Raw genomic sequence first — 19,767 nt, forward strand, 5'->3', positions numbered from 1 at the left:
GTTTGAATATTGGAGAAGAGTCAGTCGGAGCAAGTTTTTGAAGTGAAGAATCTAGAGCATACAATAGCCATAGCTGAAGAGCAGTTAGCTGTCATCAGACGGGAAAACGAAGAAAGCAAGGCAGCCATTATGGCGGCCAAGAAGGAACTGAGGGAAGATACCTCACATGCGATAGCGAACCTTTGGTCCAAGGACAGTTTTTCCGACCTTGTCAACTTTAGCCAATATGCTAACCAAGTGTCAGATAAACTCTCAGAGTATGACCAACAAGCCAGGAAAATCCAGGCCTTAGAGAAATTGATCGATTCACCCTATTTTGCCCGGATTGATTTTAAGTTCGACGGTGTGGCAGACTTCGAAAAATTTTATATTGGGCGGTCATCACTTCATGAAGAGCAAAGCTATGAAATGGCTGTCTATGACTGGCGTTCTCCAATCTCCAGCGTCTTTTATCGCTTTACCCTAGGAGAAGCTTTTTATGATTCACCTGGCGGCAGGATCACCGGGCAGGTGAATTTAAAACGCCAGTATGAAATCAAGCGGGGCCAACTGGAATACTATTTTGATGCCGATGTTCAGATTATAGATGAATTTCTTAGGAAACTCCTCTCCCAAAATGCTTCCTCTCAAATGAAAACCATCGTCGAAACCATTCAGAAAGAACAGGATATGATCATCAGGGACATGGAAGTAGATTTGATGATGGTCCAAGGGGCGGCCGGAAGCGGCAAAACCTCAGTGGCCTTGCACCGAGCAGCCTATCTAATGTATCAGGGGCTGACCGAGAAATTAACTCACAACAATATCGTGGTGATCTCACCCAACAGGCTTTTTGAACGGTACATCGCCAATGTCTTGCCCGAGCTGGGGGAGAACCAAGTCAATTCCCTTTTGTTCGATGATATACTTAGTAACCTTTTGCAGAGAGAGGATATCCAGACCAAGAATCAATTTTTGGAATATGTGCTTACCTCCGACAGGCAGGCAGAGGGAACAATAGCCAAAGAAGCCATGAAATTCAAAGGGTCCAGCCAGTTTGTAGAAATATTAAACCGTTTCACCGCGGATCTACCGATGCGCTGGCTCCAGTTTACGGATATCTATTATGACGGAAGAGTTTTGGTCAGCTGGCAGCTACTAAAATCCCAACTTCTACAAAGCAACCCAGAGGTTCTTTTAAGCCTCCGTTTGCGGCGCTTGGAAAAATCGATTTTGAAGTCCGTTCATAAAGAGCGCAAAGAGCGCATGGAAAAGCTAAGAAACATCATTGCTCAAAAACCTGAGCATGAGTTTGAAGTGGAAGAAGTGGCCCGGATGTTATCCATTCAGGAAAGCACAGTCCTGATTAAGAGCATTCGTAAGTTTACAGAGTTGGATTGTTTTGAACTCTATAGGAAGCTTTTCAGTGATAAAAACTATTTTTATAGTTTAGCCAAAGGTCTCGAATTGCCGGATTGCATCGAGGATATCCTGAACCTGACGCGTAAAAACCTGCAAAAGAAAGAATTGCAGCATGATGACGCTCTAGCTCTGACTTTCCTGCAATTAAAAACTAAGGGTAACGCTGATTCTAAAGCTATAAAACAGGTGGTCATCGATGAAACTCAGGATTACTATCCCATTCATTTCGAAATTCTAAAAGAATTGTTTCCCAAAGCCCGCTATACCGTATTAGGTGATATCCATCAAACCATTGGTAAACAGGAAAGTATGGATCTATATGCCCGGGTCGCTCAAATCTTAGACAAAGAAAAATCGACCCTAGTCACCTTGGCTAAGAGTTTTCGCTGTACACAAGACATATTGGAATACAGCGCTCAGTTTCTTAGCCCGGGTTCTACCCTCAACAGTTTTAGCAGAAAGGGAGATGTACCGGAGGTCTTCACAGCTCCAAACCAAGCGGCTTTCGATCAGCTAATCCTCAACGAGGTTAATACCTGTCAGGAAAAGAATTATCAATCCATCGGGATAATCTGCAAAGCAGAGAAAGACGCTATTGCTATCTATGAGCGACTGAAGGATAAGATACCCCTTCAACTGATCAACAGTGATACGGTCGTCGATTTAATAGGTGTACTCATCATCCCTGTGTACCTGTCCAAAGGCCTAGAATTTGATGGGGTACTCATCTGCGATGTGGATGCAGAACATTATCACAGTGATGATGATAGGAATCTCTTATACATCGCCTGTACCAGAGCGCTACATCGCCTCAATTTGTTTTACACCGGGGATATCAGCCCCTTGCTATCAGCCGAGTAACTTGCGCAACTGATAGTATAATGCGAAGCTTATTTCTGAAGAAAAGACTAAATATATTGATCGATTGACAACGTAAGACAGCGACTACGGAAGTTTGCGTTAAGGAGTGAGGTGCTTGGCTTTCCAAAAGATAGCCTCGATTTTGGCTGAGATAATTGGTATTGACGATGAAGATATTACCCCGGACACAGAGTTGAACCGCGAATACGGAATCAAGCCGGTGGATCTTGCCAAACTGATTATTGAATGTGAGCGGACATTCCAAATTACCATTCATGATGAAGATGTCTATCGCTTCAGATACGTCCATGATCTTATGGAGTATATCAGGCGGATAAAAGAAGAGGAGTAATCAGAGCTTGCTATTTGTTAATTAACGAAATGACAAAGCGCGACGGTCATATAACTGTCGCGCTTTTGTCATAATTATGGCTTGAAAACTTCTGATTTAACATGAGCATCGCCCTCCTTCACAGCATTACATGCTGTTGGTCGGCGCATTTGCTTAACTATAAAAACGACCATGCCTAGGTCAATAAGAACATCCCCTAAGCTAAAGAGCTGCTTTCCGAAAATAGGGATATTGGCATAGAAAATATCAGCTAGAAAGCTTAACTGGGTGGTTTCTGTGAGGATTCCATGGGTACCCGTACCAACTAGGAGAAGCTGTCGGCTTGCTTCTGGGAGTAAGGTAGGATCGACGGGCATTAGCCCTCCATTGAAACTAATCACTGCGGCATTTAAAGCGATTCCCAGAGTAACCAAACTAAAGCCCTGGAAGGATCGATTCATCCATGTAAAGCTCATCAAGAAAAAGTAAGAGAGCGAGTGGGTAAGAGGAATAACCCAGTGGCTTGACCAGCCAAGATTGAACTTTACTGACCAAAAGGCAAAGATTTGCAAAAGAGCTCCTAAAAATAAGAGCTCTAATCGTTTAACCTCAATATTTACAAGGGAATTAAAGCTACCGCCGGATAGAAAGCCGATGAGTACAGCTAAAATCATCGATTCAAGCAGCATTTACTTCTTTCCTCTCTCGCTTATTCATTCAACATTTAACTATTTGTACGTCTTTCCGTGGCGATTGTTGCTCTTGAGGATTTTCTCTTTGCATAATATTATCAAAAGCAACTACAACATCTGGATCCAACTGACTACCTGAGACACGCCGTAATTCGATTAAAGCTTCGGCAGGGGAAAGAGACTCTCGGTAACTTCGGCTTGAAGTCATGGCGTCATAGGCATCAGCCAAAGCAATAATCCGGCTTTCCAGGGGTATGTCCTTGCCTTTTATGCGGTCAGGATAGCCATTACCATCAAAACGCTCATGATGAGATCGCACCGTGGAGCTTACATCGAAGAGAAAGTCAATGCTGTGGACAATTTGCTCCCCAATGGCCGAGTGATTGCGAATAATCGTCCACTCTGATTCGGTGAGTTGCCCCTTTTTATTGAGAATGTCCTCGCTGACCCCGATTTTTCCTACATCATGTAAGACCCCCGCATACTTGATAAACTCGACGCGATCCTCAGCTAGTTTTAATTCCTCTGCAATTTTGGCCGACCACTCGGCAACCCGGCTGGAATGACCGCTGGTATAGGAGTCCTTCGCTTCTAAGGCAGTGACAAGTGCTTCGACCGTATTGAGGTAATTTTTGCGCATATCCATATAAAGTTGGAAAGAATGGCGGGCAAGGAGTAGAGGAATGAATAAGAGGAATAAGGCTAATACCCCAAACTCTCGATAGATCATGGAAGTAAGGATTGCCAAGGGGGCAAGGGCTAAAAAGTTAGGTATAGACCAACGAATATTGATTCTCCACATGTACCATGGAGACTTATCAAACAGTGCGCCAAGAGTAATAGAGACAATGGTTACATTCAGAAGACTATAGGAAAAAGCAGCAACAAAATAGCTGATCAGATTCACTATATCGAATCGCGCGTGCTGAGCATTAAAAAGATTAAAAATCAAGTAGGCAAACGAGATGGAAATGACATATTGTGACGCATTAAAAATCCTTTTGTAAAGCAATTGTTCTTTTCCAGCCTTACCAAAAATCAAGATACCGGCTGCTAAAACAATAGGGATCGTTACCCCTATAGGGAAAAGAATTAGGCAGGTCATAAAAATTGCATAGCCGACTGTGACATATCCTCCCTTCGGAAGCGAGACAGGAAGGGATTCGCTAATCACTGCTAAAAGAGCAAAGGCTAATAAACCTAATAAATCGGCACGTTGCCAGGAATGGTTAGAGATAAACCAATATGAAAGCCCTAGGCCGAGAGTTACCACGACATAAAATAGTTTTTTAAAACTGGAAGGTAGTTCTTTCATTTTCATCCTCTACAATCACAAAATTTATAGATTGGCCGGCAAGAGTACATTAAATCTTGTAGTTAGCGCCACCAGCGAGAACAAGAGTTACAAGAATAGCAAGTACCTTGTATAGTTTGCTCATTACGGTTACCCCCTTTATCTACAAATAGATCAGGTTTAACCGCTTCGCTCATTTTCCGCTTCGCTAATTAGGAAAAAGCGCATTTAATTGTTACTTTTGCCGACCAAAAATAACGGAAGTTAAATATCAATTTTGGCCCTTAGAAGAACCACAATTTGCGGTTCACAGCATCCAAAGTGGCTTTGACCACAGCTTCTCTTTCGTCATTTTTTATTAGAGCACAACCGACTAAACTTTGCTCACCAATAGGTGTGATTAAGCTAAGTTCCACCAGTGCCACTTTATGCTTGCCTAGATGTGAAATCACTACATCTTCTGTGGCAAAAACCAGCTTATTCATTAGAGATGTGTGTAAAGCATTGATGGTGGCATCCGCCAAAAGACGGAGCTTGGTGTAGGTTGTGGAGGTTCCTGAGGCAACACCTTCGTATATTTTTTCGTCAATCGAGAGCTCTACCTTTATTTCAGCCTTCGTGTTGACGGTACGGAGGGATACACTAGCGAGCCTTGGTCGGAGTTGTGTACCCTTTAGAGGTGGACGAGAAACCTCTGTTTCACCCTCTTGCTGCTCCAGTTGCACAACACTTATAATTTTATGGTCAATTTCTATGCCGAATTGAGCAGCCAACATAGATTCCACATCACGGACGATTTGCTTTGGGTTTCGATCTGAATTTGCAAGGATATGAATTTCGACAATTTCATTAGCTGCATTGCCTTTGATGCTAGTAGATATTACGGAGCGAACCTTTCTGACTGCTTGCTCACAAGGTGCCCAGATCATTTCTGACATAAAGTTCCTCCCTAAACTGTGATGTTTTTCCATTTTCCAGTTTGCTTATTTCGACACTAGGCGTCAACTTCCCTTCTTCTATTGACCTGATTTTCCTAAAAAGAAGAATAAGCTAGCCAATCAAAGAAACCAGGTCTTAGAATGACCTGGTTTCGCCTGTGAATATGACTTGGGCTAGGATGAAGTTACGCACTTCTTATACACAAAGGGCTCGCTCTTTAAAAAGATCGTGAGGAAAGCTGCGATTAAGCAAAGTGAAGCAGCAATCAGATAAGCATAGAAATAACTATTGGTGAGATCGACAACGGTTCCCGCCATGAGGGGGCCGAAGACTCCACCCACCCCCCAAGCGGTAAAGACTAGTCCGTAGTTGACACCGCCATTTTTTGTGCCGAAAAAATCATACGTGGCTGATGGGAAGAGGGAAAGGAGTGAGCCATAGCTTAATCCAGTCATGATAGCACCAAAGGCAATCAGGACGGGGCTGCTATAGTAAGCGAAGGCGAGCATATTAAGTCCTTGCAGGGTAAAGAAGATGCGCATGGTCCAGCCTCTGCCGATTCGATCTGAGAGCCAGCCTGCCAATACGCGACCTCCGGCGTTGAAGATAGCTAATAAAGCCACCATTGCAAAACCCCAAGAGACTCCGGTCTGAAGTTTGGTAATGGTAGAGAGCTGACCGATGATCATGAGACCTGCTGTGGCACCGGCGGCAAACATTATCCAAAGAAGATAGAAACGGGAATCCTTTAGCATTTCTTGCCAGGTAAAATCAGCATTTGCAGCAGGTCCAAGGGATGGGAAAGTGGCACTTGAAGATGCGGAAGTGGAGGTGGGAATAGAGTTTGGGGAAGAAGGTGTGGATTGCCGAGATGATATTGAACTTTTGATAGCCGGGCTGAGGGGAACCGCAAGAATCTGAGAGAGAGCAACGATGGTGAAGAGGAAAATCAAGCCTTCGATGCGGAAGGCACCCTTGACACCAAAGTTGCCGATGAGAACGTTAGTTAGGGGGGCGATATAGAGGGAAGCGAGGCCAAACCCAGCCACAACGATTCCTGAGATCAGGCCTTTCTTTTGGGGAGGAAACCATTTTACAGCGGCCGGGGTAGCGGCTGAATACCCAAGTCCAATACCCATGCCCGCAAGCAAGCCAAAGGTTAGGATGAGGATAAAGAGAGAATCTGTAAAGCTACTCAGGATCAGTCCACTACCGGCTAAAACACCACCTGCTGTAGCGACCCAGCGTGGGCCAAAGCGATCTTGTAAACGACCGCCGGGTACCATCATCAGAGCAAAGACTGCACAGGCCACGGTGTAGGGAAGGGAGGCAGCCGTCTTAGACCAGTCAAACTGCTCAGTTAAAGCAGCAGCAAAAACACTCCAGGTATAGAGGACTCCTAGGGCTAGATTGATGCCCGTGCCGGCTAGTGTCACAGTCCACCCGCGGGTCGTCTTATTCATAGTCTATCTCCTTTCCTTAGAAGGGAATAATGTGAATTATAGCGGTAATTATGAAAGGCTTAGGCCCAAAGCAAAATGGAATTATTTATGACTTAAGTGATATTGCTACCGGCTTATTTAGCAAGAGACTTTAAGATTAGACTTTGAAACTCTAAGGAAGCGATGTGCAATAGAGTCAGAGAAAGGCCAGGGGAAAACCCTAGCCTTTTGTTTGTAAAGCCCATTCAAAGCCCTTACTATGGGTCCGGATTACTCTTGATAGCTGGCTTTGAGCATATTGATGACAGAAACATCCGATAAGGTGGTGGTATCACCTATGGCCCGACCCTCCGCAATATCTCTTAAGAGGCGGCGCATGATTTTACCGCTTCGTGTCTTGGGTAGTTCAGCCGTGAAAAAGATATCATCAGGACGAGCTAAAGCTCCGATTTTTTGGGCCACATGCTTTTTAAGGATATTGACAAAATGCGGGCTAACTTCGATGCCCTCCTTTAAAGTGACAAAAGCAGCAAGGGCTTGCCCTTTGATTTCATGGTGTTTGCCGATACAAGCAGCTTCTGCTACGGAGGGATGATCGACCAAGGCGCTCTCCACTTCCATAGTACCAATCCGGTGTCCTGAGACATTGATAACATCGTCTACTCGGCCCATAATCCAGAAGTAGCCGTCTTTATCCCATTTGGCGCCGTCACCGGGGAAATAGACTCCCGGCCAGTTGCCAAAGTAGGTCTTCTCAAAGCGCTCATTGTCTCCGTAAACACCGCGGAGCATAGCAGGCCATGGTTCTTTGATGGCCAAGTAGCCCCCACTCCCCTTAGGAACCGATTGACCATTGCTATCCACCACCTCGATTTTGACACCGGGGAAGGGCGTCGTACAGGAGCCGGGCTTTAGGGAGGTAATACCGGGAAGGGGAGTCATCATGATCATCCCGGTTTCGGTTTGCCACCAGGTGTCCACGATAGGACATCTTTCCCCACCAATATATTTGTAATACCACATCCATGCTTCGGGGTTGATAGGCTCGCCCACCGTACCAAGGAGGCGCAGACTGGAAAGATCTCGACTTTGGGGATACTGGGGTCCCCATTTCATAAAGGTTCGAATGGCGGTAGGCGCAGTATAGAGAATGGAAACCCGGTATTTTTCAACGATTTCCCAGAAACGATCTCGCTGTGGATAATCAGGACTTCCTTCATACATAACGACAGTGGCACCATTAGCAAGAGGGCCGTAGACAATATAGGAGTGCCCGGTGACCCAGCCTACGTCCGCCGTACACCAGTAAACATCCTCCTCTTTCAGGTCAAAAACCATACGATGGGTGGAGGATACACCGACCATGTAGCCGCCAGTTGTATGAACGACTCCTTTGGGTTTGCCGGTGGTTCCGCTGGTGTAAAGGATAAACAGCATATCTTCTGCATCCATAGGCTCCGCCGGGCAGACCGAGGAGGCCTTTTGCATTTCCTCATGGTACCAGAGATCCCGACCCTCTTTCATCTGGACGGGTTGATGAGTGCGCTGGATAACGAAGACGTGATTGACACAATCCACCCCTTCCAGTGCTGCGTCCGCATTGTCCTTGAGGGGAATCGTGTTGCCCCGGCGGAAGCTACCGTCTGAGGTGATGATGGCTTTAGCTTGGGCATCAATAACGCGATCGCGTAGGGAATCGTAGCTAAAACCGCCAAAGACCACACTGTGGGGTGCTCCGATGCGGGCACAGGCCAGCATGGAAATCACGGCTTCGGGGATCATCGGTAGATAAATTGTGACGCGGTCGCCCTTTTCAACGCCATTTGCCTTCAAAACATTAGCAAATTTGCAGACTTCCCGATGGAGGTCCTGATAGGTGAGAACGCGGCTATCCCCGTTTTCTCCTTCGAAAACAAGGGCTGCCTTATTGCGATGCCAATCACTAAGATGGCGATCCAGACAGTTATAGGAGGCGTTGAGCTTACCATCGACAAACCACTTGGCATGGGGAGCATTCCACTCGAGAGTTTTTTCCCAAGGGCTAAACCAATTAAGGGTATTCGCTTGTTCTTCCCAAAAAGCTAAATGATTATGACCTTGGTCATATATTGCATCGCTTTGAATCACAGCACTTTTTCGAAACGTTTCCTGAGGTGCGAACTCTCGATTCTCATTGAGCAAAGCTTCTAAATTACTTTCCAACATACGTATTCCTCCCTCTATCGTCCCGCAACTATCTCTCTAGTTCTTTAATTTACTGCATTCTATCAAAGGAACAGGGGGAAGAACACGGAATCAGGGTAAAAAACCAAAGAATGGAGATTAACGGAGAATTCTGACAGGTTATCCGCTTCACAAGTGGCAAGATGGAAATTAAGGGCGGGTGAATGGTCGATTTTTACAGGGTAATGGGAACGGTGGAAATTTGCGGAGTCAAAGGTGTCTTGACGCGATTGAACGGTCGTTTTAATATGTACGAGAGGAGCAAGACAAGCAAAAACGCTAATAATCGGCATTTAAGTCGAGGAGAACGAATGATTTCTAGAGTCTTGTCGCTAAGTATGGATAGTATAGTTTAGAGGCAGAGTAACTGTAACTATAATGGTAATAGATGAAGGAGTACTTCTTTGAGTGAAATAACTACAGAATCAACCCAACGCAATATCGCCTTGAAAATAGCCTATGATGGAACCCATTATCACGGATTTCAACGCCAGCCGGAGTTTCATGGCCCGACCGTGCAAGGGTCTTTGGAGTCGGTATGGGCTAAGCTAGTGGAAGAAGTAGTCACGTTGAATACGGCAGGTCGGACTGACAGAGGGGTCCATGCAACGGGGCAAGTCGTTAATTTTCGCACCGCTGCCCGCATCCCAGCAGCCAAGATCCCCAAGGCTATGAATAGCTTGTTACCCCGAGATATTCGGGTCGTCGATGCCCAGGAAGTAGCCGATAGCTTTCATGCTCGTTTTTCAGCCCGTTGGAAACGTTATGATTATGAGATCGATAACCATACGATAGCGGATGTCTTTAAACGGCTCTACTCTGTGCATGTGCCGGTTCCCTTGGATTGGCAACGGATGCAGCAGGCGGCTCAGCTGATGGTGGGTCGGCATAATTTTAAGGCCTTCTCCTCAGTGGGTGGGAATAGTAAGACCTTTGAGCGCACGCTTTATGTTTGCCAAGTGACGGAACATCAAGGACAGATCCGGATTACCTGTATCGGCGATGGGTTTCTTTATAATATGGTGCGCATTATTGCCGGCACCCTCATTTATGTGGGGAGAAAACGCATTCCACCGGAAGCGATTCCCGGTATTCTCGAACGTGGGGAACGGAAACGTGGAGGGCCCACGGCAGCTCCCCGAGGCCTTACGCTAAGTTATGTCCACTATGGGGAAGAGTTACCTAAGGATATTTTTCCGGAGTTTTATCACTGAACGTAAGATGCATCATTGGGAGGTGAGCAGCTTGGATCATAGGTTGCCCGAGGCAGTGACCCTGCAGCGTTTTCTTGAAGAGCAGAAGCTTGAACCTCTTCGGAAAGATGCGCTCTTTCAGGAGGAGCTGTTGGCATTACCACTACAGACCCTATCCTTTGGTGACCCAAAAGGCACGTCGATAGATAGGACATTAAGGTTGCCATTGGTTGGTAAACATTTAAACCTGGAATGTGAGGGGAAACTCCTTCGTTTTCGCTTAAGAGATGATCAGGGGAAGGGTCAAGCCTATCTTAACCAGCTTGATCTAAAGAATCGGGCTGACGCTACCCAAGGGAGCTTTATGTGCCCACTTCCGATGGATTGGGAGGATTTTTGTGCTCAAGTGACTGACTGGGTAGAGCGGGAAAAGGGAAGAATCCTTGGCGCCTGTGAAGATTTCACTAGGCATTTAACAGAGCAGATCACTAGGGGATATGGGTTGAGCATTCTGACCGAGCTTAAAAAATATCTAGGTAGAGATGTTTTTCTTTTGGATAAACACTTTAAGGTACTGGCTTGGGAAGGTGGAGAGCATCTTCCCTTTAATCCCATTGCCTTCGTGACACCGAAGCTGTCCAGCTTTAAAACCATGGATTTAATGCCGGAAACCCCCCTTAGTCTAGGAAAATGGAATGACGCTCAGTATAAGGACGTCCCTCTCAGCTGGTATCCTTTGGCAGGTCAGCAAGGGGTTTTGGGATATATAGGTTTGGGGATAGACCATGAGGAGCTTAATCCTGTGGGTAGGTTATTCCTCTATAAGACAGCGGTCCTGCTTTACTTTGAACTGGCTAAAGCTCAATCCGTCGAGGATACGGAACGCCAGCATTACCGGGACTTTCTTTTTGATCTTCTTTACAATAACTTTGATTCACTGGAAGTGGTGCAGTCACGGGGCAAGCTTTGGGGAATGGATCTGACCAAACCCCACATGGTGATTGTTGGTGAGATTCCGGGCTATGATCCTGACTCGGCCGATAGGGTGGCTTTTCAGGAGCGTTTAGATACAGTGGCTATGATTCTTCGGAACCAGCCACGGACCATCTTCTTAGAACGAAATGATCAGATTGTGCTCCTCTACCCATTGGAAGGTATGATACCCTTAAGGCAATGGGAAGCTACAGCTAAAAGACTTCTTAGTCCTCTTTTGAAATTGCCCGGGGGCCTGAATGAGGAGCGGGCGATGATGTTTGGAGTGGGTACTCTTTATGAATCCGCGCGCTATATCCATCGCAGTTTTCAAGAGGCCAAGTCCGCTTTGGAGCTGGGGCAATTGTTTAATCTCCAAGAGCGAGTCATTTTGTTTCAGGAGCTTGGGGTTATGCGACTGTTGCTCAAGCTCGAGCAACAAGAGCTGGAGGATTTTCGCAATGAGGTGTTAGGTCCTTTGCTCAAATTTGATCAACAAAATAATCTGCACCTGGAGGAGACCTTGTTAGCCTATCTCGCTTCGGATGGGGATTTGAATTTGGCAGGAGATCGGCTGTATCTCCATCCTAATACCTTGCGCTATCGTTTGAAAAAGGTTGCCGAGGTTCTAGATCGAGATCTAGGTAGCTTGGAAAACCGTATGAATTTGTTTATCGCTTTAAAAATTGGTCGTCTTAAGTCTTTGTGGCAAGAGTGAACCCTCTAAGAACCATTAAATTTCAAAAGTCAAAAGAGTATGACAAAACAAAACCCTTGCACCCTATGGAGTGCAAGGGTTTTGTTTTTTATTACAACAGAAGTTTGAAAAATTCGTGAAGCTTTATAAAAGGAAACAAGTAAAGTGAAGTCAGATAAAAGAAATAATTCACGACATCAGGCAAGCAAAGGAGGGAATTTATGATAGAGCTCAAGAGTTCACCAGAGAACACGGCACAGCCGTTGGGTCTTGCCGTCCAAATCGAAATGCTGAACGCTCTCAGTCGGGTTTTCTCAGCAGGTGGGGAGAACCTTGATCAGACCCTGGCTAGGTTAACTCAAGCTTATGGGTCGTGGCTTGAAGCGAGGTTAGGCGATCTGCCAGGAGATCAAGAGCTGCTTTATCAGCTGAAGGAGGGTCAAGAAAGAGAAGGGGAAAAGAGGTTGGTCTACGAATTCAATCGGCTGTTCGTGGGACCGCAATCTCCACCGGCCCCCCCTTATGAGTCAGTCTACCGCTATGGAGAGCGTCAGGTCATGCAAAAATCCACCCTAGATGTTCGTCAGTGGTACCGATCGGAAGGCTTATCCTTAGCAGGTCGAAGCAATGAACCCGATGATTACATCGCTACAGAATTGGAATTTGCTGCTTATCTCTTGTCCAATGCCATCGAGCAGTATCGGAAAGACCAACCCCAAAAGGCAAAGGTCTATAAAGATAGATATAACGCATTTTGTCATGAGCACTTGGCTGTTTGGCTCCCCAGCTTTGTTCAGACTTTATCCGCATCAACTCGAGAACAGTTCTATATTACCTTGGGAAAGATTATCCAGAGAGTTGTCAAACCTGTTTAGGGTGATTCATTAACAGTCACCCATGATCTATGTAGGTTCCAGGGGATTTCATTACAAAGAAGGAGGTCAATTATGAAGATCACGCGTCGTCAATTTATCGGTGGTACTGCAGCAGTCACCGCCGGAGCTGGGTTGTTTAGCTTTAACATGCTTGCCAAATCAGATTTCGTTCATGCGGAAAGCAACCAGGCGGGAGTCAAGACATTCCGTAATGTCTGTCCACGTAACTGCTATGACACCTGTGCGCAGATTTCGTATGTGGAAGATGGGGTGCTAAAAAAGGTCGAAGGGGATCCCAAGAGTACCTATACCAATGGCAAGCTTTGTCTGAAGGGATATAACTACACCCGCCGTGTCTACAGTCCGGATCGTATTAAATATCCCATGAAGCAAACCCCTCGTGGCTCGGGCAATTGGGAGCGCATTAGCTGGGACGAAGCCATGAATACCATTGCAGAGAAAATCCTGAGTCTAAAAAAACGTTACGGTTCTACTCTTCCCGTCTGTTTGGATAAATACTCCGGCAACTTTGGGATCACCCACTACGGTATTGAAGGAACCCTGTCTAGTATTGGCTACACCACGAGAGCGGTAGGAACCCCCTGTTGGCCGGCCGGTATCGATTCTCAGACCTATGATTTTGGAACCATTATCAATAATGACCCTGAAGACTTTGCTAATGCCAATTATATTATCCTTTGGGGATCAAACTGTGCCTGGACCGGAATCCATAGCCTTCCCTTTATTATGAAGGCGAAGGAGCGGGGAGCTAAATTAGTGGTTATCGACCCGATTCTAACTTCTACAGCCTCCAAGGCCGATCTCTTTATTCAGATTAAAAACAGTACCGATGGGGCTCTGGCTCTTGGTATGGCCCGCTACATTTTGGATAAGGATCTGGTGGATTGGGATTATGTAAATGCCAACAGCATCGGCTTTGAGGAATGGGCGGACTATGTAAAAAAGAATATTACACTCGAGTGGGCTGCCGAAAAATCCGGAATCCCCCAAGACGTGATTATTCAACTGGCTCACGAGTATGCTACTGCCAAACCGGCCTCCATCTGGGTGGGCTATGGAATGCAGCGCCACACCAACGGAGGACAAAATGTCCGCATCATTGATGCCTTGGGATTAATGACCGGAAATATCGGCAAATCTGGAGGAGGGGTGAACTACGCTCATCTGGAGACTTGGGGCTTTAACTACCACGCTATGGTCATGCCCGCTCCTGAGGGCTCGGTAGGAATGCCGGGGGCTAACGGTACCTTTACGGATCGCGCCGTCAATATGAATAACTTTGCTGCTGATGTCCAAGCCTTAACAGATCCGCCGGTAAAAATGCTCTGGCTCGCTGCACGGAATCCGGTATCCCAAGACCCTGATACCAACGACATCATTAAGATGTTTAACTCCATGGAATTAGTCGTCACCGTGGATTCCTTCTTCAACAAGACAGTAGAGTTATCCGATATTGTCCTTCCTGCGACCACTCACTTTGAAGATTGGGATGTCATGGCTAGCTACTGGCATTACTGGGTCGGCATCAATCAACGAGCCATCAACCCCATGTACGAATCGAAGAGCGATGTGGAGATCGCCATGGCCCTATCCAAAGCCATGAACACTTTAGAACCTGGATCCTGCACCTATCCTACTGAGGGTGATCCCGAAGAATGGACAGCCAAAGAGTTTAACGATGGGGTCTTTAACATGTTGGGAATTTCCGATTACAAAGAATTACTGGATGGACCTCGCAAGGCGAAGTTCTCCCCAGCAGCCTGGGCCGATGGCAACTTCCGTACTCCTTCAAAGAAATTTGAAGTCCATAGCGAACGGGCTGCCCAAAATGGCCTCCCTGCTATCCCCATCTGGGTCGAAGAGATGAAGGCGCCCACCCAATATCCCATACGCTTTATGACACCTCACCCCCAACACGGCCTCCACTCTCAATTCCAAAACCTTGATTGGATGATGGCCGCTAATCCGGAGCCTTTCTTAGAAATTCATCCCGAGCTAGCCGTTAAACATGGTATTGGCGAAGGGGATATGGTCCGAGTCTACAATGACTTAGGAGAAGTAACCATTAAGGCCCACCTAACCCAGACAACCTCACCCGATGTCGTTGTTAGCTATGAGGCATGGTATAAGGATTCTAAGTTCAATGTGAACTTCACCGTGAAAGCCATTCCTGCGGATATGGGTAAACAAGCTACAGGCATGGACGGGATTGCCTTCCACGATAACTTTGTGGCGATAGAAAAGGCGTAAGGAGGGGATAAATCATGAGTAAGCAATTAGGTTTCTTGCATAATTCGGAAAAATGTATCGGTTGCAGAGGCTGTGAAATGGCCTGCAAAAATGAATATCAAAGCGATGCCTCGGTTCGTTGGCGTCAAGTTTATCAGTTACGGGAAAAGGATTTCTCACTACCCACGCGGATGTTTATCTCGGTAGCCTGCAATCATTGTGAGAACCCGGAATGTTTGCGGGTTTGCCCGGTAAAGGCCTATACCAAACGTGAGGATGGTATCGTTATTCATGATCAGGAGCGCTGTATCGGCTGTAAACTCTGTACAATGGCTTGCCCCTATGATCGTCCGCAGTTCAATGCTGTACTAAAAAAGGTAGAAAAATGCAATCTGTGCTATGAGCGCCTAGATCAAGGACAACAGCCAGCTTGTGTGGCCGCTTGTGTGCCAGAAGCCCTAGAGCTTGTAGAGGTTAACGAAGAATTAGATCTAAAGGTTGGTGTTCTGAAAACCTTACCTGGAATGCCCAACCCTTCAGTAACGAATCCATCTATACGATTTATCGGGCCGAAACAAGGCAGGCAAATAAGGAGGGATGTATAATGGGACAATGGGAATGGCCATTAGTTATTTTTACCGTTCTCGGTCAAACCTCGGTAGGTATCATTTTCTGTCTGTGGCTACTGGAAAGAAAACAAAGCAAGCTGGCAACGACGGCCACCACTGAGTATCAGAGCTTTATTAAAAGGTCGGTTCTGGTCTCCGGTGTACTCCTAGCGGTAGCTATGATCGCCTCCCTCTTCCACTTAGGGCATCCTCTTGAGGCTTATCGGGCCTTAACTCACTTGGGTACCTCTTGGTTAAGTCGGGAAATTCTCCTCTTCATCTTTACCTTTGGTGCCTGGGCTTACCTAGCACTCCTCTCCCGAAGACCAGGTAGCAAAATGACTGGAATCATGGCTCTGACTTCAGGCCTAGGCTTCCTCGGGATTATCAGCAGTGCTTTGATCTATACCCTTCCCCGGGTTCCCGCTTGGAACAACTTAGGACCGGTAATCTTCTTCCTGATGACCAGCGTCATCTTAGGTACACTGTTTACTGTCTTCTTAGGTCGCAAGGTCTTGTCCTCTGGTGAAATAAAGCAACTGCTCAATATCGCCTTAGGTAGTGTAATCGGCAGTGCTATCCTCTCGCTCCTGTATTTCTCTCTTCTGCAGGTTACACCGGAAGGTGCGGCTACAGCCCAGTACCTCCTAGCAAGCCCCGTCTTTTGGCTCAGAGCAACAGTTGGCTGGGTAATTCCCATTTTTCTAATCATGAATGCAGTACGCAAAAAGGAAACACCTCAACCCCAAATGATTCTTTTCGCCCTCACCTGCGGTGTAGCGGGAGAACTCTTGGGGAGAGGACTCTTCTATGTGAGTGCTGTGGGAATGCATATTACAGCTTTGATGTAAAAGGATAAAAGAGCAAAAGAGTAACTAAACACTAACTAAACACTAACGATATTAAAAAGCTTACAAAAATGCACCGAGGCAATGACCTTGGTGCGTTTTTGTAAGCCCCTATCTATGACTACAAGCTTTAAGAATAGTATTCTTAAGTAAAGGGCAGACAAAACACCTAAAGGGAAAAAATGCAAGTATAACTTGTCTCTGAAAAGGGTGTATAATGTTGTGTCGGGCTTTGTTATCCAGTGCCCTTAGTCTTAGAAGAAATTGGTGAGGTTAAAATGGAAGTAAAATCGTCGAAAACTGGGGTGCTTTACGCCTTTGCGGCATACATAGTCTGGGGACTGCTGCCTATCTATTGGAAGACTTTGCAAGGTGTCCCAGCACTTGAAATTCTAGCGCACCGGATTGTCTGGTCCTTTGCTTTTGTCACGATGTTAATAGTACTAAAAAAGCAATGGGGTAGAGTGGGTAGTATCCTCCGTGATCGATCGAAATTGTTAGGGCTGGTATTAAGTGCTTTATTGATCACTGCCAATTGGTATATCTATATTTGGGCAGTGAACAGCAACAAAGTTGTTGAGGCAAGCCTTGGCTATTACTTCAATCCTTTGCTCGTGGTTTTGATAGGAATTATCGTCTTAGGAGAACGAATCGATCGCTGGCAAATCGCATCGCTTGCTTTAGCAGCCATCGGGGTTCTCATACTTGCTTTTGAATATGGAAGAATTCCCTGGATATCATTAGGGCTGGCGGTAACCTTCGCTTTATATGGTTTGGCGAAACGGTTGGTGAATGTGGACTCCTTACTGGGCTTGGCCTTAGAGACGGCGGTTGTCGCGCCTATTGCACTAATTTATCTTTGGGTAGGGACAAAGAGTGGTGGTGTAATCGGTGATTATGGAATGAGTAAGCTGTTGTTATTGATGGGAGCGGGAATCGTAACGGCTATCCCCCTACTATGGTTTGCCAATGCAGCAAAGAGCGTTCCTTTCGCAACGATTGGCTTTATCCAATACCTATCGCCTACGTTAAACCTTTTACTTGGTGTTCTCGTCTTTCATGAAGAATTTACGTCTACCCATGCCTGGAGTTTCGGATTCATTTGGGTTGCCTTAGCTGTCTATTCGATTTCTCGGATATACGGTTTGCGGAGGGCTAATCTTAGCGCGGTTCAGCCGTTACAAGGAAAATAATTTAAATGCATTAATCAACTTTATGTGATTTAAAACGGGTACCTGAGGATAGGTTTAGGTAGCTCGTTTTTTATTAAATAATGGATCGGGGTGTCACGCTAATGATATGCTCCCTTCTAGGTAGACAAGTGAAATAATAAAAACTTGTCACTTAGGGGGGAGCATATTTTTATGGCGTTTAAACACAAATACTCCTATTCAGAAAAAGAGAAAATTATTATTGAATATCTCAATAACACTCATGGTTTTCGGGAAATATGTCGCATATACGGAATGAGCCAAGGAGCGCTTAAAGGTTGGATTCGCTTATACAATGCCTTTGGATTTGAAGGATTAAGAACAAGCAGCAAGGCACGTCATTATTCATCTGAATTAAAGCAGGCAGCTGTTAATGATTACCTGTCTGGAAAACTTACAGCTCCTGAAATACTGAAAAATATAAAATCAGGTCAGAAACACAACTTAGAAGGTGGATAAAAAGTATAATGGTCATGAAGGACTAAAGTCTTCTGGAACAGGAGGAAGCGCCATCATGACCAAAGGAAGAAAAACCACTTTTGATGAACGAGTTGAAATCGTGCAGTACTGTATTGCACATGATCATAACTACGCAGAAACATCTAAAAAATATCAAGTATCCTATCAGCAGGCACGTAACTTTACCCTTAAATATGAAGCTTACGGAGTTGAATCATTAAGAGACAATCGGGGCAAGAGAAAGTCTCAGGATAAGATGAGCGAATTAGAAAAGCTGAGAGCTGAGAATAAGATTTTAAGAGCAGAGAAAGAACGAGCTGAAATGGAGGCATCTTTTTTAAAAAACTCAAGGAGATAGAAAGGAGGCGGCGCTAAGCCTGGTTCGCCATGAATTTATATATCAGGCTATAAAAGAAGAAAACCAAGAGCATAGTTATCCAATCAGCACACTATGTGAGTTCGGCAAGGTATCACGAGCAGCATACTATAAGTGGCTGCATAGAGAAATACCTCAAAACGAAGCAGAAAATCTCCGTATCGCTGATGAGATTGAAAAAATTCATGAAGAAAGCCCGGATAAAGGATATAGAAGAATCAGGGATGATCTTGAACGATATCATAACATTAAGGCGAATGACAAGCTTGTTTTGCGCATATGTCGCAAGCTAGATATAAAATCTACCATTAAGTATTCGAACAATGGGTGTACACGTCAGGCGGCCAATCCGCAGTATATAGCAGAAAACATACTAAATCGAGAATTCACCGCTGAAGCTCCAAATGAAAAGTGGCTTACAGATGTAACAGAAGTCAAGTATTATGTAGGAATGGTAAAGCACAAAGTATATCTTAGTGCAATCCTAGATTTATACGATAGACGCATAGTTTCATATATTATACGTGATTCAAATAATAACGCTTTGGTCTTCGATACATTTGATGCTGCTATTGGAGCTAACCCGGATGCACATCCAATCTTCCATAGCGACAGGGGATTCCAATACACAAACCGAGTATTTCATGCGAAGATTGAAGCGGCTGGAATGATCCATAGTATGTCAAGAGTAGCTAAGTGTATTGACAATGGCCCAATGGAAGGTTTTTGGGGGATCATCAAAAGAGAGCGTTATTACGGAAAGAGATTTACTAGCAGAGAATCTGTAGTTGAAATGATTGAGAAATATATTATCCCTTATCTTCCCTTCCGTATAAAAATAAAAAGAGCCTTGAGCGGCTCTTTTACAACACCCATCGCTCGTAGGTGTGAATATAACAATTCAAGGCAGGTCTCCTGGCTTCCAGTCATCACGCCCCTTCCCTTCCCGGAATTATCTAGTGGGTTATTGAGGGGCACTCATGGTTCACAGTGGCGGGACCGCGCCGGATTTTCACCGACTTCCCTTTTCATCCTCAAAGAGGAACCTTGAACTTTTATTTAATTCTGACTCTTTTCTCTATTCCTTATCCTTGA

Annotated in this window: 16 protein-coding genes, 1 pseudogene and 1 riboswitch; of the genes and pseudogenes, 12 read left to right on the forward strand and 5 right to left on the reverse strand. The window is 45.4% G+C overall.

Features of this window, described 5'->3' with window-relative positions; translation table 11 throughout:
• Nucleotides 1-9: 9 nt before the first annotated feature.
• Nucleotides 10-2,262 (forward strand): HelD family protein, encoded by a 2,253-nt coding sequence (locus DESDI_RS02300; protein ID WP_015261024.1) that lies wholly within the window; start codon nucleotides 10-12, stop codon nucleotides 2,260-2,262.
• Nucleotides 2,263-2,377: 115 nt separating this feature from the next.
• On the forward strand, nucleotides 2,378-2,614 hold the full coding sequence (locus DESDI_RS02305) for an acyl carrier protein (protein ID WP_015261025.1): 237 nt from the start codon (nucleotides 2,378-2,380) through the stop codon (nucleotides 2,612-2,614).
• Nucleotides 2,615-2,688: 74 nt separating this feature from the next.
• On the opposite strand, the gene DESDI_RS02310 is transcribed toward DESDI_RS02305, so the two are convergent.
• The 5 genes from DESDI_RS02310 to acs all read right to left on the reverse strand — a co-directional run bounded on the left by DESDI_RS02310 (nucleotide 2,689) and on the right by acs (nucleotide 9,165).
• Nucleotides 2,689-3,282 carry a DUF5317 domain-containing protein gene (locus DESDI_RS02310; RefSeq protein ID WP_015261026.1) on the reverse strand — a complete coding sequence of 198 codons (594 nt, stop codon included), beginning with the start codon at nucleotides 3,280-3,282 and terminating at the stop codon, nucleotides 2,689-2,691.
• 28 nt (nucleotides 3,283-3,310) lie between these two features.
• Complete coding sequence (locus DESDI_RS02315) at nucleotides 3,311-4,600, reverse strand: HD-GYP domain-containing protein (protein ID WP_015261027.1); 1,290 nt, start codon at nucleotides 4,598-4,600, stop codon at nucleotides 3,311-3,313.
• Between the two features lie 263 nt (nucleotides 4,601-4,863).
• Nucleotides 4,864-5,517 (reverse strand): hypothetical protein, encoded by a 654-nt coding sequence (locus DESDI_RS02320; RefSeq protein ID WP_015261028.1) that lies wholly within the window; start codon nucleotides 5,515-5,517, stop codon nucleotides 4,864-4,866.
• Nucleotides 5,518-5,691: 174 nt separating this feature from the next.
• Nucleotides 5,692-6,981 carry an L-lactate MFS transporter gene (locus tag DESDI_RS02325; RefSeq protein ID WP_015261029.1) on the reverse strand — a complete coding sequence of 430 codons (1,290 nt, stop codon included), beginning with the start codon at nucleotides 6,979-6,981 and terminating at the stop codon, nucleotides 5,692-5,694.
• Nucleotides 6,982-7,230: 249 nt separating this feature from the next.
• On the reverse strand, nucleotides 7,231-9,165 hold the full coding sequence (gene acs / locus DESDI_RS02330; RefSeq protein WP_015261030.1) for an acetate--CoA ligase: 1,935 nt from the start codon (nucleotides 9,163-9,165) through the stop codon (nucleotides 7,231-7,233).
• A 422-nt stretch (nucleotides 9,166-9,587) separates the two neighbouring features.
• Here acs and truA point away from each other — a divergent pair, with 422 nt between their 5' ends.
• The 10 genes and pseudogenes from truA to DESDI_RS18520 form a co-directional block, all read left to right on the forward strand.
• Entirely contained in the window at nucleotides 9,588-10,397 is an 810-nt protein-coding gene (gene truA / locus DESDI_RS02335; protein WP_015261032.1) for a tRNA pseudouridine(38-40) synthase TruA, read from the forward strand.
• 31 nt (nucleotides 10,398-10,428) lie between these two features.
• On the forward strand, nucleotides 10,429-12,066 hold the full coding sequence (locus DESDI_RS02340; RefSeq protein ID WP_015261033.1) for a PucR family transcriptional regulator: 1,638 nt from the start codon (nucleotides 10,429-10,431) through the stop codon (nucleotides 12,064-12,066).
• Nucleotides 12,067-12,266: 200 nt separating this feature from the next.
• Nucleotides 12,267-12,920, forward strand: coding sequence for a TorD/DmsD family molecular chaperone (locus DESDI_RS02345; protein ID WP_015261034.1), 654 nt, complete (start codon nucleotides 12,267-12,269; stop codon nucleotides 12,918-12,920).
• 72 nt (nucleotides 12,921-12,992) lie between these two features.
• Complete coding sequence (locus DESDI_RS02350; RefSeq protein ID WP_015261035.1) at nucleotides 12,993-15,191, forward strand: molybdopterin-dependent oxidoreductase; 2,199 nt, start codon at nucleotides 12,993-12,995, stop codon at nucleotides 15,189-15,191.
• A gap of 14 nt (nucleotides 15,192-15,205) precedes the next feature.
• Nucleotides 15,206-15,775 carry a 4Fe-4S dicluster domain-containing protein gene (locus tag DESDI_RS02355; protein ID WP_015261036.1) on the forward strand — a complete coding sequence of 190 codons (570 nt, stop codon included), beginning with the start codon at nucleotides 15,206-15,208 and terminating at the stop codon, nucleotides 15,773-15,775.
• Complete coding sequence (locus DESDI_RS02360; protein ID WP_015261037.1) at nucleotides 15,775-16,629, forward strand: dimethyl sulfoxide reductase anchor subunit family protein; 855 nt, start codon at nucleotides 15,775-15,777, stop codon at nucleotides 16,627-16,629. Before DESDI_RS02355 ends, DESDI_RS02360 begins: the two co-directional genes overlap by 1 nt.
• 275 nt (nucleotides 16,630-16,904) lie before the next feature.
• The gene (gene rarD / locus DESDI_RS02365) at nucleotides 16,905-17,819 is read left to right on the forward strand and encodes an EamA family transporter RarD (RefSeq protein WP_015261038.1); all 915 of its coding nucleotides are present in this window, start codon (nucleotides 16,905-16,907) and stop codon (nucleotides 17,817-17,819) included.
• A gap of 171 nt (nucleotides 17,820-17,990) precedes the next feature.
• Nucleotides 17,991-18,296 carry a helix-turn-helix domain-containing protein gene (locus DESDI_RS17765; RefSeq protein ID WP_156801094.1) on the forward strand — a complete coding sequence of 102 codons (306 nt, stop codon included), beginning with the start codon at nucleotides 17,991-17,993 and terminating at the stop codon, nucleotides 18,294-18,296.
• A gap of 55 nt (nucleotides 18,297-18,351) precedes the next feature.
• On the forward strand, nucleotides 18,352-18,654 hold the full coding sequence (locus DESDI_RS17770; RefSeq protein ID WP_156801095.1) for a helix-turn-helix domain-containing protein: 303 nt from the start codon (nucleotides 18,352-18,354) through the stop codon (nucleotides 18,652-18,654).
• Nucleotides 18,655-18,691: 37 nt separating this feature from the next.
• Nucleotides 18,692-19,498, forward strand: a pseudogene (locus tag DESDI_RS18520) (IS3 family transposase); the annotation flags it as partial.
• A gap of 62 nt (nucleotides 19,499-19,560) precedes the next feature.
• Nucleotides 19,561-19,737: riboswitch (cobalamin riboswitch) on the reverse strand.
• Between the last annotated feature and the right edge of the window lie 30 nt (nucleotides 19,738-19,767).

This window comes from Desulfitobacterium dichloroeliminans LMG P-21439 (assembly GCF_000243135.2).
Lineage (GTDB): Bacteria > Bacillota > Desulfitobacteriia > Desulfitobacteriales > Desulfitobacteriaceae > Desulfitobacterium > Desulfitobacterium dichloroeliminans.